At 62.1% G+C, this 13,740-nt stretch carries 14 protein-coding genes, 2 tRNA genes, 1 pseudogene and 1 riboswitch; of the genes and pseudogenes, 13 read left to right on the forward strand and 4 right to left on the reverse strand.

All coding sequences use genetic code 11. The annotated features are described in order from the left end of the window. Positions 1 to 19 precede the first annotated feature (19 nt). The 6 genes and pseudogenes from BUA69_RS13575 (at position 20) to BUA69_RS13600 (ending at position 3,597) form a co-directional block, all read left to right on the forward strand. Positions 20 to 379, forward strand: a complete 360-nt coding sequence (locus BUA69_RS13575; RefSeq protein WP_143154516.1) for a hypothetical protein — start codon at positions 20 to 22, stop codon at positions 377 to 379. A gap of 130 nt (positions 380 to 509) precedes the next feature. Then, complete coding sequence (tet, locus tag BUA69_RS13580) at positions 510 to 1,703, forward strand: Tet(A)/Tet(B)/Tet(C) family tetracycline efflux MFS transporter (protein WP_046136027.1); 1,194 nt, start codon at positions 510 to 512, stop codon at positions 1,701 to 1,703. Positions 1,704 to 1,912: 209 nt separating this feature from the next. Continuing rightward, positions 1,913 to 2,185, forward strand: coding sequence for an HU family DNA-binding protein (locus BUA69_RS13585; protein WP_046136028.1), 273 nt, complete (start codon positions 1,913 to 1,915; stop codon positions 2,183 to 2,185). 132 nt (positions 2,186 to 2,317) lie between these two features. Further along, positions 2,318 to 2,393: transfer RNA gene (locus tag BUA69_RS13590), tRNA-Val, on the forward strand. Between the two features lie 302 nt (positions 2,394 to 2,695). Continuing rightward, positions 2,696 to 2,827, forward strand: a pseudogene (locus tag BUA69_RS13595) (transposase); the annotation flags it as partial. A gap of 299 nt (positions 2,828 to 3,126) precedes the next feature. Further along, a complete protein-coding gene (locus BUA69_RS13600) occupies positions 3,127 to 3,597 on the forward strand; it encodes a GNAT family N-acetyltransferase (RefSeq protein ID WP_046136029.1) in 471 nt (156 codons plus the stop codon). A gap of 202 nt (positions 3,598 to 3,799) precedes the next feature. Here the strand turns inward: BUA69_RS13600 and BUA69_RS13605 are convergent, their stop codons facing one another. The 3 genes from BUA69_RS13605 to BUA69_RS20785 all read right to left on the reverse strand — a co-directional run bounded on the left by BUA69_RS13605 (position 3,800) and on the right by BUA69_RS20785 (position 6,787). Then, on the reverse strand, positions 3,800 to 5,638 hold the full coding sequence (locus BUA69_RS13605) for an SLC13 family permease (RefSeq protein WP_046136030.1): 1,839 nt from the start codon (positions 5,636 to 5,638) through the stop codon (positions 3,800 to 3,802). Between the two features lie 516 nt (positions 5,639 to 6,154). Further along, entirely contained in the window at positions 6,155 to 6,541 is a 387-nt protein-coding gene (locus BUA69_RS13610; RefSeq protein ID WP_046136031.1) for a DUF983 domain-containing protein, read from the reverse strand. Between the two features lie 87 nt (positions 6,542 to 6,628). Next, entirely contained in the window at positions 6,629 to 6,787 is a 159-nt protein-coding gene (locus BUA69_RS20785; RefSeq protein WP_143154517.1) for a Flp family type IVb pilin, read from the reverse strand. Between the two features lie 117 nt (positions 6,788 to 6,904). Then, a riboswitch (cobalamin riboswitch) is annotated at positions 6,905 to 7,112 on the forward strand. Between the two features lie 33 nt (positions 7,113 to 7,145). Between BUA69_RS20785 and BUA69_RS13620 the strand changes: the two genes are divergently transcribed. The 7 genes from BUA69_RS13620 to BUA69_RS13650 all read left to right on the forward strand — a co-directional run bounded on the left by BUA69_RS13620 (position 7,146) and on the right by BUA69_RS13650 (position 12,910). Continuing rightward, positions 7,146 to 8,033, forward strand: coding sequence for a (2Fe-2S) ferredoxin domain-containing protein (locus BUA69_RS13620; protein ID WP_052950642.1), 888 nt, complete (start codon positions 7,146 to 7,148; stop codon positions 8,031 to 8,033). A gap of 1 nt (position 8,034) precedes the next feature. After that, positions 8,035 to 8,979 carry an ABC transporter substrate-binding protein gene (locus tag BUA69_RS13625; protein WP_046136032.1) on the forward strand — a complete coding sequence of 315 codons (945 nt, stop codon included), beginning with the start codon at positions 8,035 to 8,037 and terminating at the stop codon, positions 8,977 to 8,979. Next, a complete protein-coding gene (locus tag BUA69_RS13630; RefSeq protein WP_046136033.1) occupies positions 8,976 to 10,055 on the forward strand; it encodes a FecCD family ABC transporter permease in 1,080 nt (359 codons plus the stop codon). The genes BUA69_RS13625 and BUA69_RS13630 overlap by 4 nt, the downstream gene beginning before the upstream one ends. Then, positions 10,052 to 10,867 (forward strand): ABC transporter ATP-binding protein, encoded by an 816-nt coding sequence (locus tag BUA69_RS13635; protein ID WP_046136034.1) that lies wholly within the window; start codon positions 10,052 to 10,054, stop codon positions 10,865 to 10,867. The genes BUA69_RS13630 and BUA69_RS13635 overlap by 4 nt, the downstream gene beginning before the upstream one ends. Positions 10,868 to 10,982: 115 nt before the next feature. Next, on the forward strand, positions 10,983 to 11,783 hold the full coding sequence (locus BUA69_RS13640; protein ID WP_143154518.1) for a hypothetical protein: 801 nt from the start codon (positions 10,983 to 10,985) through the stop codon (positions 11,781 to 11,783). A gap of 475 nt (positions 11,784 to 12,258) precedes the next feature. After that, a tRNA-Asp gene (locus BUA69_RS13645) sits at positions 12,259 to 12,335 on the forward strand. A gap of 245 nt (positions 12,336 to 12,580) precedes the next feature. After that, complete coding sequence (locus tag BUA69_RS13650) at positions 12,581 to 12,910, forward strand: hypothetical protein (RefSeq protein ID WP_046136035.1); 330 nt, start codon at positions 12,581 to 12,583, stop codon at positions 12,908 to 12,910. Between the two features lie 97 nt (positions 12,911 to 13,007). Here the strand turns inward: BUA69_RS13650 and BUA69_RS13655 are convergent, their stop codons facing one another. After that, positions 13,008 to 13,739, reverse strand: a complete 732-nt coding sequence (locus BUA69_RS13655; protein WP_046136036.1) for a hypothetical protein — start codon at positions 13,737 to 13,739, stop codon at positions 13,008 to 13,010. Position 13,740 lies beyond the last annotated feature (1 nt).

Raw genomic sequence — 13,740 nt, forward strand, 5'->3', positions numbered from 1 at the left:
TAGCGAGATACCAATGCCGATGACCGCCAGATTGCTTGCCACTGTTGCCGCCGCTGCCGCGATGAGCTTTTCCGCGCCTGCCTTCGCCCAGGAAGAAGTCAGCGACGCCGTCGACATCGCCATGTGGTGCGGTGCGGCCTTCACCGTTGCCGCGCAGGCCGACGATACCCCGGCCGAGCAGGCCGAAAGCTCCAACGCCGTTGCCGCCATCCTGTTCGCCAAGGCCGAACTGGCCCTGGAAGCCGACGCCGTCGCCGAAACCGAGTATGATCGCCTCGTCGAGTTCTATGTCGAAGACGCTTTCGCCCAGGTGATCAATGAGACCGGGGATACCCGCTACACCCCCGAGGAATGCCTGGCGCTCGCCGCGGAGGAATAAGCCGCTTGCTGCGAGCCGACACGATTGTTCGGCTCGCCCCTTGCCTTGGATAGGTGTCTGCTGACATCAATTGTCGCTGCGGCGCGATCTGCTTGGAGGGCGCCCCGTTCCGGTTCGCAGGGGGCCGATTATGAACAAGCCGCTACTCGTCATTCTCGCCGCCGTGACCCTTGATGCCATCGGGATCGGACTGATCTTTCCCATCCTGCCCGCCCTGCTGCGGGACGTCGGCCACACGACTGAGGTGGCGACGATGTTGGGCCTCATGCTGGCGCTTTACGCGGCGATGCAGTTCCTGTTCTCACCCGTTCTGGGGGTGCTCAGCGACCGCTTTGGTCGGCGGCCGGTCCTGTTGATATCGCTGGCCGGGGCGGCAATCGATTATGTCATCATGGCGTTCGCGCCCCAGCTCTGGATGCTGGTCGTCGGCCGTGCCATTGCCGGGATCACCAGTGCCAATATGGCGGTGGCCACGGCCTACATCACCGATATTTCCAGCGAGGACGAGCGGGCCAAGCGCTTCGGTTATTTCCATGCCATGTTCGGTATCGGCTTCATCATCGGCCCGGTGATCGGCGGCATTCTGGGGGACTATTGGGTGCGGGCACCCTTCCTCGCGGCGGCGCTGCTGAACGCCGTCAACTTCTCGCTGGCCCTGTTCGTCCTGCCGGAGTCGCGCCCCGGCACGCGTCATGCGAAGTTCGAGTGGAAGGCGCTCAATCCCTTCATTCCGCTCAAATGGGCGCTCACCTTCAAGGCGCTGATTCCGATGATGGCCATCTTCGTCATCATGAACTTCGTCGGCACCATGTACGGCACGGTCTGGGCGCTCTTCAGCGAGGACAGCTTCCGCTGGAGCGGTATGATGATTGGCCTTTCGCTCGGGGCATTCGGCTTCTTCCACGCCGGGGCGCAGGCGTTCCTCACCGGACCGGCAGTGGCGCGGCTGGGGGAGCGCTGGGCCCTTGTCGTCGGCATGGCCTGCGAGTTGACGGCGCTGGTCTGCCTGGGCTTTGCCACGCAGGGCTGGGTCTTGTTCGCCCTGGCGCCTCTCTTCGCGCTGGGTGGCATTGGCATGCCGGCGTTGCAATCGCTGACCACCACGCAGGTGGGACCGGACAAGCAGGGGCAATTGCAGGGTGTGCTGGCCAGTCTCGTCAGCTTGGCGGCCGTGTTCGGGCCGCTGTTCTTCAGTTTCGTCTATTTCGCCATTCGCCCGAGTTGGCCAGGTTTGATCTGGATTATCGGTGCCGCAATTTACCTGTCGGCGCTGCCGCTGATGTTGGGAATCCGTCGCCGCATGCCCGTCGCGGCCGCAGGTTGAGTGATGTGCCGCTGAGGCGGTGGAAAACCCCGGAAAACCGGGAAAAACTTCGATCCGGCCTTGTCGGCGTGTTTTTTCCGGTTCATTAACAGCTTTGCACCGTCTGGCGGCCCAAGACCCCCGGAAATCCTTGCGTTTCACCTAGAATCGCAAAATGGTGGCGACGTTTTGGTTCGCCGCGAGGCGGGCATTCACTGTGAGGAAACGCTATGAACAAGAACGATCTGGTTGGCGTCGTTGCCGACAAGGCTACGATCACCAAGGCACAGGCCGCCGAAGCGGTTGACGCAGTGTTCGAAGCGATCACCGCTTCGCTCAAGGGCGGCGACGAAGTTCGCTTGGTTGGTTTTGGTACTTTCGCTGTTTCCCAGCGCAAGGCATCGATCGGCCGCAATCCTGCTACCGGCGCCGAGATTCAGATCCCGGCCTCGAACCAGGCTAAGTTCAAGCCCGGCAAGGGCCTGAAGGACGCGATCAACTAATCACCGGCAACGGTTTGATGCGTCGATCGGCCCCGAGCGCCTTGCGCCGGGGCCATTTCTTTGTCCGTACCCAGTTGACGGGCAGGGCCGGTGGCCCTAATCAGAGCCCCACACGCAGCTGCTTCGGCCTGCGGGCGATTAGCTCAGTTGGTAGAGCGCCTCGTTTACACCGAGGATGTCGGCGGTTCGAGTCCGTCATCGCCCACCAACCCCTTTAGTTATAAAGGGGTTAGAATGGGCCGGAAACGGCCATGATTTCCCTGGTGGTGCAGCCGGCTTCGGCCAGGCGCCGGCAGGCAGCTTTGCGGAGGCCGTGGGCGTTGAAGCCCTTGGGCAGACCAGTGAAGCGCTGAAGATCCTTGTGGCGCTTGGAGATCCGCTACGTTTCGAGATTTTTCGAAAGTTGGGCGAAACCCCGGGATTGTCCTCATTCGATTTCAGATGCGGCAAGTCGGCATCGACGATTTCCCATCATACTGAATAGCCCCTAGATTTGTAGACGCCTTCCTTATGGGCAAAGCCAATTTCACCGAAGAGTTCAAGCGCGATGCGGTGCGTCAGATCACCGAGCGGGACTATCCGCTTTCCGAGGTGTCGCAGCGTCGGCGCGTGAGTGCCCATTCGCTCTCGACCTGGCGCAGGCCACCGGCCACCTGAGAATCGGTGGAGAGGCGACGATGCAGCAAACCCGGTGACTGATCCTGGCCTATCTGGGGAATCGCGCTCCGGCAGCCGAATGGCCTAGGGGTTGTCCAATCGTAGCTATCTTGTTAGAAGCGTCCCCAATTCAGGAGATGCCTTTGCTCACCGTTGCCAATACCCTCAATTCACCCGCCGAGGCGGTGAATACCGGTGTTGCGCGCATGGCGCAAACAAGCCAGTAGCTCTCGGCACCAGGCGGCTGGGCTATGCCCCCGCGCATTCTTCTATTGAGAATACTCATGATCACTGAAGCATCTGCTTCTGACTTCGCCTTGCTGCAGGTTGGCAGGGCGCCTGATGACTATCGTTTGGCTCCCGGTAATATCGCTCCCACCGAGGTGATCGAAATGCTGTCCGAATTGGCCGAAGGCATTCGTCCAAACTTCACCCCCTGTGCCTGGATGATTATCGAGGACGGTGAAATCGTCGGCCTCTGCTCCCTCATTCGCACGCCCGAGGCTAGCAACATTCACATCGGGTACGGAGTTTCGCCATCGCGCTGGGGGAAAGGCATAGCGAGCCGCGCCGTTGCTGACGTCTTGGCGTGGGCTCGACGTCACCCAAGGGTCGACTGGGTCACGGCCGAAACCGGCGCCGAGAACTTAGCTTCACAGTCCGTCCTGCGGCGAAATGGCTTCGAGCAAATCGGCACCTGTGTCAATGAGGAGGACGGCCCACTTATTCAGTGGCGCAAAAACACTGCGGCCTGATTACATGGAGCGGCTCACAAGAGCCGCTCCTACGTCCCGTCTGACGGCTTTTCGGATTTCTACTTCACGCACTGAAGGTCCGAAAAGGGGCGGTTGCCGCCGGACAGGAACACGCACCGTATGGTCGTGCTGAAAGCCAATGTTGCGACCGCCCGCGACAGGGGAGACTGGACCCGGACCAGCGCTGTTTAGGGTCGGTGCCTCACAGCGGCCAGACGATCAGCAGCAGCGGGATACTGACCCCCACCACCAGTATCTCAAGCGGCAGACCCAGCTTCCAGTAGTCGCCAAAGCCAAATCCGCCTGGGCCAAGGATCAGGGTGTTGTTCTGGTGGCCGATGGGTGTCAGGAACGCGCAGGAGGCGCCGATAGCCACGGCCATCAGGAAGCTGTCCGGGTTGACGCCCAAAGTGGAGGCGATGCCTATGGCGATGGGACAGAGCACTGCGGCAGTGGCAGCATTGTTCATCACGTCGGACAGGCACATTGTTACGACCAGCACCACCGCGAGCGCGGCGACTGCATTGCCCTGCGCAATGGTGTTTACCAGAAACTGCGCCAGGACATCTGCCGCCCCCGTGACCTGCATGGCGCCCGCAACCGGGATGAGGGCGGCCAGCAGCACGATCACCGGCCAGTCGATGGCAGTATAAATCTGGCGTAGCGGAACAGTGCGCAACAGCATCGACGCAATCACCCCCAACGTGAAAGCCACCGCCGCCGGCAGCAGCCCGGCGGTGACAATGCCCACCGATCCCAGCATGATGGCGCTCGCAATGATCGCCATGCGCTTGTCGGGGATGCGCAACTCGCGCTCACCCAGCGGCACGCAACCGGTGTCGTTGACGAATTCCGACACTATTTCGGCGGGACCCTGCATCAGGAGCAGATCGCCAGATTTCAGTGTGAGCGTCCGCAGCCGTGACTTCGGTCGGTGCCCCTCACGCGACACCGCCAGGAGGTTCAGTCCGTAACGCGTGCGCAACCGCAGATCGGAGGCTGAGCGGCCGACGATGCTGGAGCTGGGCAATACGACAAGTTCGCGCAGCACGATGTCCTCATCCCGCTTGCTGTCGCCGTCATCTGTTTCATCCTGCGCCGGGCCAGGCGATTCCTTCGCGTTCTCGTCCTCCTCGTCCTCTGCAGTCGACGGCCCCTGTTCTTCCAGCTTGAGGCCAAAGACCGACAGCGCCTCGGCCAACGCTTCGACATCCGCCTCGATCACCAGGATGTCTCCGGCGCGGATGTGTCTGCCGCCATGCGGCGCGGTCATCCGCACATTGTTGCGCACCAGGCCGACGACCTGCGCTTCGCTGACCTCGATCTCACGCTCAAATGCCCGCAGGGTCAGGCCGACCGCCTTACTGTTCTCGGGCACGCGCACTTCGGTCATATAGGCGCCCGTCTCAAAACCCTCTGTGTCAACCGCTTTGCGCTCAGGCACCAGGCGCCAGCCGATTAGCGCGACAAAGGCCACGCCGAGCACTGCCACCGCGAGCCCGACCGGAGCAAAGTCGAACATCGCGAAATGACCCAATCCTGCCTCGGCCCGAAACCCCGAAACGATCAGGTTCGGCGGCGTGCCGATCAGCGTGGTCATGCCGCCCAGGATGGTGCCGAATGCCAGTGGCATCAACACCTGGCCGGGCGACATGTGCAGTCGGCGGGACAGTTGTAACGCTACCGGCATCAAGAGGGCCATGGCGCCCACATTGTTCATGAAGCCCGACAAGAGCGCCCCCAAACCCATCAGCATGGCCATGCCAGTCAGCCGCCCAGGCTCGCGTGGCAGCACCGTGCGCGCCAGCCAGTCCACTGCGCCGGTGCTTTGCAGACCCTGGCTCAACACCAGAACGCAGGCCACGGTGATTACAGCTGGATGGCCAAAGCCCGCAAATGCGTCCGCCGGCGGTACCAGCCCTCCCACGACGCAGGCCATCAACGCCAGCAGCGCCACTATGTCATGCCGGAACCGTCCCCACAGAAACAGCGCCATTGTTGCAAACAGAATGGCGAAGATCAGGATCTGGGGCGTGGTCATTTTTAGGGCTCGCGTTGCTCAAAGGCCGAAAGGCAGCCTACGCGATTTTCTGTATAAAGCCGGTCAATCTGCAAGCGGCTCAAATGAGCGGTCGGCGCGACCGCGTTCGCAATGGCTGCTTTCCGATATGCGGCAACCCAAAGCAGACAGGCAGCTACCGGCCCCAATTTGGTCGTGGCCAAATGCATAGGGCAAGGCCCAATTGTATGAGAATGGCGCGGCAGAGGAGTTTCGAGTTTCACCCCTGGGACGCTTGGACTTAGCTTGTCGGCCCTGGATTCGGTTTTGGCTTTGACTGCAGCACAAAACACTCCGCAAAGTTAGAAAGCTCCGAATTTTTTCAAGCGAATTCAATGGGGCGGGGTAGGGGGGCAACGAGGCTAGACGTTCTAACCTCCTTGTATACATAGGCGCTGGTGGTCCGTCATCACCCACCATTCTTCTGTCGCAGGACAGGATGCGCCAATAGGGTGCCACTCCCAAAATCCGATATCAGCGGGCTCAAACGCGGCCCGCCTAACGATCCAGTTCGTCGCTGAGGCTGCGGGCCCAGAACAGGCCAACGATGGCGCCTTTGATGGGCGGCAGGAGCAGCAGTGGCAGGATGAGCGCCAGGGGCACCAGGACGGCCAAGTAGACGAGAGGACTTGCGGCACCGGTCAGCTCCATCTCCAGCATCACGAAGACCAGCAGGTGCGCCACGATCATGATGACGACGAAGGGCAGCAACAGGCCCGCATTGTAGCGATCCAGCCGCTCACCGCAGTGCGGGCAGTTCTCGACGACCTCGATATAGTGGTGGAACAGTTTGCCGACCCCGCATTTTGGGCAACGGCATTTCAGGCCCTTCAAGAGTGCGGGCCAGATGCGGCGGGGTGTTTTTGCGAGTTTGGATTCGGCCACTTGAGTCTCCCAAGTCTACTCCGGGCAGCCTATGACGGGCGATGCGGCTTGGCGACTGGTGTTCGTGGCACAGCGACGTTCGGCCGCTTAACGACCGGTAACGGCCTCCACGACATCGGCGATGCTGAAGCCGGCGGCCGAGACTGCGCAGGTGGTCGCAACGAGGATAATCGCCGCGATCAGGCCGTACTCAACGGTGCTGACGCCGGATTCGTCGCCGACAAATTTCGCAAGGATATTCAACATGGATGCCACCCGTAACACGCATTTACTCAATAAACGTTTCTTGCCCGATCACGCCTGAACGCATTCTGAACGAAATCTGACCGACCAGCCCAGAACTTGAATGTCTCACTCAACTCCAGTACAGGTCCCTTGTTCGGTTCCGCCATTTCGCGCGGATTAAAAGGGAACACGGTGCGGATTACCCATCAGGGGCCAAAACCGTGGCTGCCCTCGCAACTGTAAGCGGCAAGTGCCGCTGCCATCGCCACTGACCTCACGGTTGGGAAGGCGGCAGCGCCACACTTGAGCCGTGAGCCAGGAGACCTGCCGAGCACACATTCCATGAAGCCGAACGAGGTGTTTCGGCAGGGGGCGGTCTATGAAAACCTGCACGCTCGGCGTCGCGCTCGATTTCACTCGTCTTCTCCACTGGGAAGATGGCGGTTCTGTGCCTGATGCAATTCTCTTTCTGATTTCACAGCAATATCTCAGTGCCAGGCGGCAGCGCATGCTCAGCGACGGGCTGGCGGCGGCTGTCAGCTTGCCTAGCCGGTTGATCCGGCTGGAAGGCGTTGGTGCCCATCTCGGCGAAACGCTCGATGCGATGCGCGACGACGGCTTCACCGATATTCTGGTGCAGCCGCTGGGCCTGCCATTCTCCGAGAGCCTGACGGCCTGGGTGCCTGGCGTGCTGGCGCACTGGCTGAGCGTACAGGCCCTCGATAAGGGTCTCGTGCTGCGCTTTGCATCCGATCCGAGTGGCGATAGCGATGTCGTCGCATCGCTTGCGGCGCAGACCATGGCCAATGCGCTGCTGGCCGAGCCGGTCGATCCGGCGCGTGCCAGTCTGGGTAAGCCCGGATGGCAGGACCCTCCGGCCTTTGATCACCACATCCTCGTCTGCACCGGACCCCGGTGCCACTTTCGCGGGGCACGATCGCTGCGCACGGCTCTGGCCGAGGAACTGGCTCGCCAGAACCTCGCTTCACGCTGCCTCGTCGCCCAGACAGGATGTCTTTACCCCTGCAACCAGGGGCCGATGCTGGCGCTCTATCCGGCGGGGGAATGGTACCAGCTGATCGAGGAAGAGCATGTTGCCCGCTTCGTGACCGAGGTCATCGGGCAGGGCGCGAGCCTCCCCGAATTCATCATCCATCGGGTCCAGCGCCCCGAAGGGGTCGCCCAGCGCCCCGAAGGGGTCGTCCAGCGCCCCGAAGCGCGCGCGCCGCACCTCGAAGCCAATTCCACATTTCAATCAGGAGACTAATATGCGTCACTTTGCCCTGACCACGGGCCTGCTCGCCCTCATGACGGCGGCCCCGGCTCTTGCCGACAGCACCGTTTATCCGCTGACCATCGTCAACGGTCCCAACACGCTGGTGTTCGAGAAAGCGCCCGAGCGCGCCATCAGCCTCAATGGCCACACGACTGAACTGATGCTGTCGCTGGGCCTGGCCGACAGAATGGTCGGCACCGCCTATCTCAACCATCCCATTCTCGACAGCCTCAAGACCGATTACGACGCGATCCCCATTCTCTCGGATGGTACCAGCTCGCCGTCGCTTGAAGTCGTGCTGGGCGTCGAGCCCGATTTCACCTTTGGCCGCCTGAGCGCCTATCGCGACACCGCCGTGGCCACGGTCCCGGCGCTGCAGGACCTGGGCATCAACGGCTATGCCGTCACCGGCACGCTGATCAAGGGCGCGACGCTCGACGACGTCTACACCGACATCACCAATCTCGGCCTGATCTTTGACATCCAGGACCGCGCCGACGCGTTGATCGAAACCATCGGTAACGAGATCGCTGCCGTTCACAAGAAGGTCGCGGATGTCGATAACCCGGTTTCGGTCGTGGTCTTCGATAGCGGCACGGACCAGATTTACACCACCGGCAAGGCCTTCCAGACCCACCTGATCGAACTGGCAGGCGGCAAGAACCTGTTCGCCGATCTCGATGAAACCTGGGCCAATGTGAGCTGGGAAGAAGTGGTGGCGCGCGCGCCCGACGTCATCGTCGTCAATGATTATGGCACTGTTTCCGCCGCCGAAAAGATCGCCCAGCTCAAGGCCAATCCGGCGCTGTCGTCAGTCCCGGCGATCCAGAACGAACGCTTCGTCATCCTGCCGCTGCCGAGTGCCTTTGAGGGCGTTCGCAATCCGACCGCCGTGCGTCTGCTGGCTGAAGGCTTCTATCCGGACCTGTTCAAATGAGTGAAGCATCCGCTTCCCCTCTGGCACGGCAAAACCCCGGTTTTGCCGTGCCGTTTCCGCTTGTGATCGCGGGGCTGGCCTTCGCGCTGGTCCTCTCCGTCACGATTGCTGTCCTGATGGGGCCGGTGCCCTTGCCGGCCTCGATGGTCTGGCAGGTGGCGTTCGCCCGGATCTTTGGCGGCGAGGGGGAGTGGAGTGCGGCGCAGGGCAATATCGTCTGGATGATCCGCTTTCCGCGCGTTCTGCTGGCGATGTTTGTCGGCGGCGGGCTGGCTGCGGTCGGTGTCACCATGCAGGCTGTGGTGCGCAATCCGCTGGCGGATCCCTACATTCTGGGCGTCTCGTCCGGGGCCTCGGTAGGCGCCGTGCTGGTGCTGGGCCTCGGCTGGTTCGCCTTTGCCGGTGCCTTCGCGGTGTCGGCCGGCGCCTTTACCGGCGCCATCGTCGCCTTCGCCATTGTTTTTGTCGTGGCGCAGGCCGGCGGCCAGATGTCGCCGCTGCGCCTGGTGCTGGCGGGCATGGCCTGCTCCTACACCTTGTCCGGGCTCACCAGCCTCCTGGTGCTCACGTCCGACAATCGTGAGCTGGCGCGGCAGGCAATGGAATGGCTGCTGGGCAGCCTCGCCGGCGCGCATTGGAATGATCTGGGCCTGCCGGCAGCGGCGCTTGCCATCGGCACCATCTATCTCGTGCTCAATGCGCGGGCGCTCAACGCGTTACTGATGGGTGACGAAACCGCAGCCACGCTGGGCATCGATGTTGCCCGCACGCGGCGGCACCTGTTTGTTGTCGTCTCACTGGTCACAGGCGTCATGGTGGCGGTGAGCGGCGCCATCGGCTTTGTCGGCCTCGTCGTGCCCCATGCGGTGCGCATGGTGGTGGGCACCGATCATCGCCGGGTCCTGCCGGTGGCAGTGCTGTCGGGCGCCATCCTGCTGATCTGGGTGGACGTGATCGCCCGCATGGCCTTTGCACCGGTGGAATTGCCGGTCGGTGTCATCACCGCGCTGCTGGGCGGGCCATTCTTCATCTGGATGCTGGCCACGCAGCGCTGGAAAAAGGGAGAGGGCGCATGAGCCGGATTTTGCTCGAGGATCTGTCGGTTGCCATCGATGGTCAGCAGATTGTCGAACAGATTGCGCTCTCGGTCCAACCCGGCGAGTTCGTCGGACTGGTTGGCCCCAATGGCAGCGGCAAGTCGACCCTGCTCAAGGCGCTGTATCGCGTGCTGCGGCCGTCTGGGGGCCGCGCCTGGCTGGATAGCGACGACATCTGGACCATCACCGCCAAACAGAGCGCCCAGCGCCTGGCGGTGGTCGGGCAGGAGCGCATGGGCGAGTTCGACTTCACCGTGACCGAACTGGTCGCCATGGGGCGCACGCCGCACAAGGGCATGTTCGACGCCAATGGCGCCCGGGACCGTGGGATCATCGAGGACTGCCTCCATCAGGTCGGCATGGCCAGCAAGGCGCAACGACAGTTCATGAGCCTGTCGGGCGGTGAGAAGCAGCGGGTGCTGGTGGCGCGGGCGCTGGCGCAGAGCACCCCGGTGCTGGTGCTGGACGAGCCGACCAATCATCTCGATATCCGTCACCAGATCGATCTGCTCGAACTGATCCGCCATTTGCGCAAGACCACGCTGGCGGCGCTGCATGATCTCAATCTGGCGGCGCGCTATTGCGACCGCATCGTCATGCTGCACCATGGCCGGGTGGTGGCAGAGGGCAGGCCCCATGAAGTGCTGACGCAGCAGCGGATCGAAGCAGTCTATGAGGTCGGCGCGCTCGTGCAGCTCGACGCCGACAAGGTGCCCTCGATCCTGTTTGCGCCGCTGCAAAGAGCGGCAACGCCTGCAGATCGTCCTGTGCAAATGGAAACCGGGGCTTAACCAGTCCAGGCGATTCCAGGCTCATCTGCGTAGATGTCCGAATTCGGGTCGCGCCTCGCTTGCCGGATGATCCTCCGCAAGGCGCCATTTCGCGCCGCTCATAGCGGAGGACAGAATGCGACGGTTTCCAAAACGCACGTTTGCGATGCTACTGGCTGCGTGCTCCATGACCAGCGCGAGCTTTGCCGATAGCCTTCTCGGCATCATCGGCGATAGCGACAGTGGATCGCTGATCACCATCGGCAGTGGCTCAGCTGGCGATTCCGGCCTGGTCAATCTGGGCCTCGGCGGCGGCGACGGCAATGTATTGGACGCCAATGTCGGCGGTTCCAGTTCCGGCTCCGGCGCATTGGTCGATGCCAATGTCAGTCTCGGCGGTTCGTCCGGTCTGGTCGACGTCACCGCCGGTGTCGGCAATGCCGTGGATGCCAGGGTCAATGTCGGTGGCGGCAATGGCCTGGTCGACGTCAATATCGGCATCGGCCGCCCAGGCAATGGAGGTCCCGGCGGACCCGGCGGTCCTGGAACCCCGGGCGGCCCCGGCGGGCCCGGCAGTCCCGGCGGCGTTCCCCCGGGCTTTGTCGTCGTGCGTGGCGGCGGGGGCGTGATGATCGGCTCAAATCGGGCATCCTGCGCCAATACCAATACCGCTCAATTGCTGGAGCTCTTCAACAGCACCAGGACGCGGGGCTGGAATCGGGCCGATGGCATTCAGCTCATCCCGATCAAGGTGTGTGCCGACATCCGCCAGCAATTGGCCAACTACCTGGCCGCCAATGGCGACTACCACGCGATGGTGCGGGCCGTGGCGTCTGACCCGCTGATCCGTGCCGCACTCAGCCGAACCCGCTACCAGCCCGGCCACGTGCTCGGCGTGCAGCGGTCCGGCTCGCAACTCACCGTCTTCGTGTTCTAGCGCCGGCCAGGCCTTGCGAAGCGCAGGGCGCAGATAGGCCCGGGCCGGCCAGATCTGGAGAATGGTTGGCCCGGGCAAAATAGCGGGGTGGCGGGCAGGGGGCTCTCGGGATTGGAAACGCCGAAACCTGCCCGATACGTTGTGAAAGGCGACCGACTCCCCGCGCGCAAGTGCGAGTCGGTGCGCCTGCGTCGTCGAGTGGCGAGTCGGAAGCGCTTTGAACCGCAGCGCAAACCGACCCTGATCCGTCCTGAATCGTGCGACTCGCCAAAATGCCAATAAAATGAGCAATTTGCGCGAAATCGATCCCTAAGAAATTATGAAAAGCAATCAAACCGAAGTGAGTTGGTCGTGTTTTTCCACACCTCAAAAACTCATTGCAGAATTCTCATACGATTTTGTTTTGGGCGCTTGACTTGGTTGGGGGGGCTGGGTAAACGACACCCACGTTGCGCAGACAGACCAGTCTGCCGCTGCGGGAGTAGCTCAGTTGGTTAGAGCGCCGGCCTGTCACGCCGGAGGTCGCGGGTTCGAGCCCCGTCTCTCGCGCCACCTTCCTTCTTGATTATGTTCAAGAAATTGGAATGGTGGCGCAGGGCTCCGCCCCGGAAGTTTCAACTTCCTAATCTTCCAAGGTTCCTTTCTAAACTCGTTGTGCTCTGCGCCAAAAAGCGCGCGCCGCTTTCACAACGGCGTCGTCTTCCATACACGCATGCCGTCGTTACGGCGCTGGTTTTTGAAAGAGTAAGGTCCGGACCGCCTTCAGGACCGTGTTTCCTTTGGGAGAAACGCTCTTTGTGGCCGACTGGCCCGTCGGGCGGTTTCCGGCAGATAAATCCAAACTCTCAGAACCGCGAATCGTCGGTAGACTGCGGTTCGTGCAGGCACTTGTCTGGGCGTCGCGCTCCCGTGACATCTATGATGGCTTGGAATGGACACAGACTGTGCTCGCAGCCGCGCTTGCCCATCTCGGCCGTATCGATGAAGCGAGAGATGCGCTGCGGGTCGTGACCGCTGCGCGCCCCGGCCTGACGATTGGCGAACTTTTTGGCCGCAACCAGAGGCCTGGCCCCCACGATGGTTTTCTGGTCGAGGGCCTTGTCAAAGCCGGTATCCTGAGGACCTGAATCCAAGGTGATTTGGGCGCCCCTGTTCGGACATTCAAAGCCGCGGGAGCCGCCAATACCAATGGAGCCGGACGATCTTTCCAGGTGCTCCGTGCGACTATCCAATCTTGCGCGCCGTAAAGGGAGTTACGGTCTTGCACTGCATGCCGGCGATGACCGCCGCCGCGGCGGCGTCGAGACCGGGAATGCTGAGGTCATATTCGAACACCGTGCTGCCGCTTACCTGGGTTGCGCTATCCACGCTGATGCTGTGAATGACGCTCGCGCCCGAAGCGCCGCCATTGGCGGACATGCGCTCGTCGACCACGACGCCGCGCCAGGTCTGCAGGCCCGTCTTGCTCCAGCGCACCATGCCCACCGATTCCATGAACAGCTTGTCGGGGTGGAATTCTCGATCCCATTGGATCGTCCGCGTCTCGCCGGTCATGCCGCTGGCGGCGACCTGACCGCCCACCATCTTGCAGGCCGAAGTGTCGGTGACGCCGACGCTGATCTGCCAGCGTCCATCTGCCATGCCTGAATTGTCAGTTACTTCCAGTGGGCAGGAGCCGGTGCCGCCATATTTGCGGTCGAGCTGGGCGGGGGTAAGAGACGACCAGTAGAACTTCCCATCGTAGTTCACGAGCGTCTTGGTCTCATAGCTTGCCGGAAAGGCACCAGGCATCTGCGTGGCGAGGGTATCAATGCTGTCGTTGGAGACACGGCAGGTGCAGCCAGACGATCCGCATATGGCGATTTGCGCAGAAACGGCGAAGGCTGGCAGACTTGTCCCAAGGCCCGACAGGACCATGACAGCCGTGAGGGATGCGATTTTGATCATTTTGCACATG

The organism is Devosia limi DSM 17137 (assembly GCF_900128975.1).
Lineage (GTDB): Bacteria > Pseudomonadota > Alphaproteobacteria > Rhizobiales > Devosiaceae > Devosia > Devosia limi.

Bases quoted from the DNA above. Each gene is read 5' to 3' on its own strand.
- BUA69_RS13575 (WP_143154516.1), top strand. From the start codon at position 20: ATGACCGCCAGATTGCTTGCCACTGTTGCCGCCGCTGCCGCGATGAGC.
- tet (WP_046136027.1), top strand. From the start codon at position 510: ATGAACAAGCCGCTACTCGTCATTCTCGCCGCCGTGACCCTTGATGCC.
- BUA69_RS13585 (WP_046136028.1), top strand. From the start codon at position 1,913: ATGAACAAGAACGATCTGGTTGGCGTCGTTGCCGACAAGGCTACGATC.
- BUA69_RS13600 (WP_046136029.1), top strand. From the start codon at position 3,127: ATGATCACTGAAGCATCTGCTTCTGACTTCGCCTTGCTGCAGGTTGGC.
- BUA69_RS13605 (WP_046136030.1), bottom strand. From the start codon at position 5,638: ATGACCACGCCCCAGATCCTGATCTTCGCCATTCTGTTTGCAACAATG.
- BUA69_RS20785 (WP_143154517.1), bottom strand. From the start codon at position 6,787: ATGTTGAATATCCTTGCGAAATTTGTCGGCGACGAATCCGGCGTCAGC.
- BUA69_RS13620 (WP_052950642.1), top strand. From the start codon at position 7,146: ATGAAAACCTGCACGCTCGGCGTCGCGCTCGATTTCACTCGTCTTCTC.
- BUA69_RS13625 (WP_046136032.1), top strand. From the start codon at position 8,035: ATGCGTCACTTTGCCCTGACCACGGGCCTGCTCGCCCTCATGACGGCG.
- BUA69_RS13630 (WP_046136033.1), top strand. From the start codon at position 8,976: ATGAGTGAAGCATCCGCTTCCCCTCTGGCACGGCAAAACCCCGGTTTT.
- BUA69_RS13635 (WP_046136034.1), top strand. From the start codon at position 10,052: ATGAGCCGGATTTTGCTCGAGGATCTGTCGGTTGCCATCGATGGTCAG.
- BUA69_RS13640 (WP_143154518.1), top strand. From the start codon at position 10,983: ATGCGACGGTTTCCAAAACGCACGTTTGCGATGCTACTGGCTGCGTGC.
- BUA69_RS13655 (WP_046136036.1), bottom strand. From the start codon at position 13,739: ATGTGCAAAATGATCAAAATCGCATCCCTCACGGCTGTCATGGTCCTG.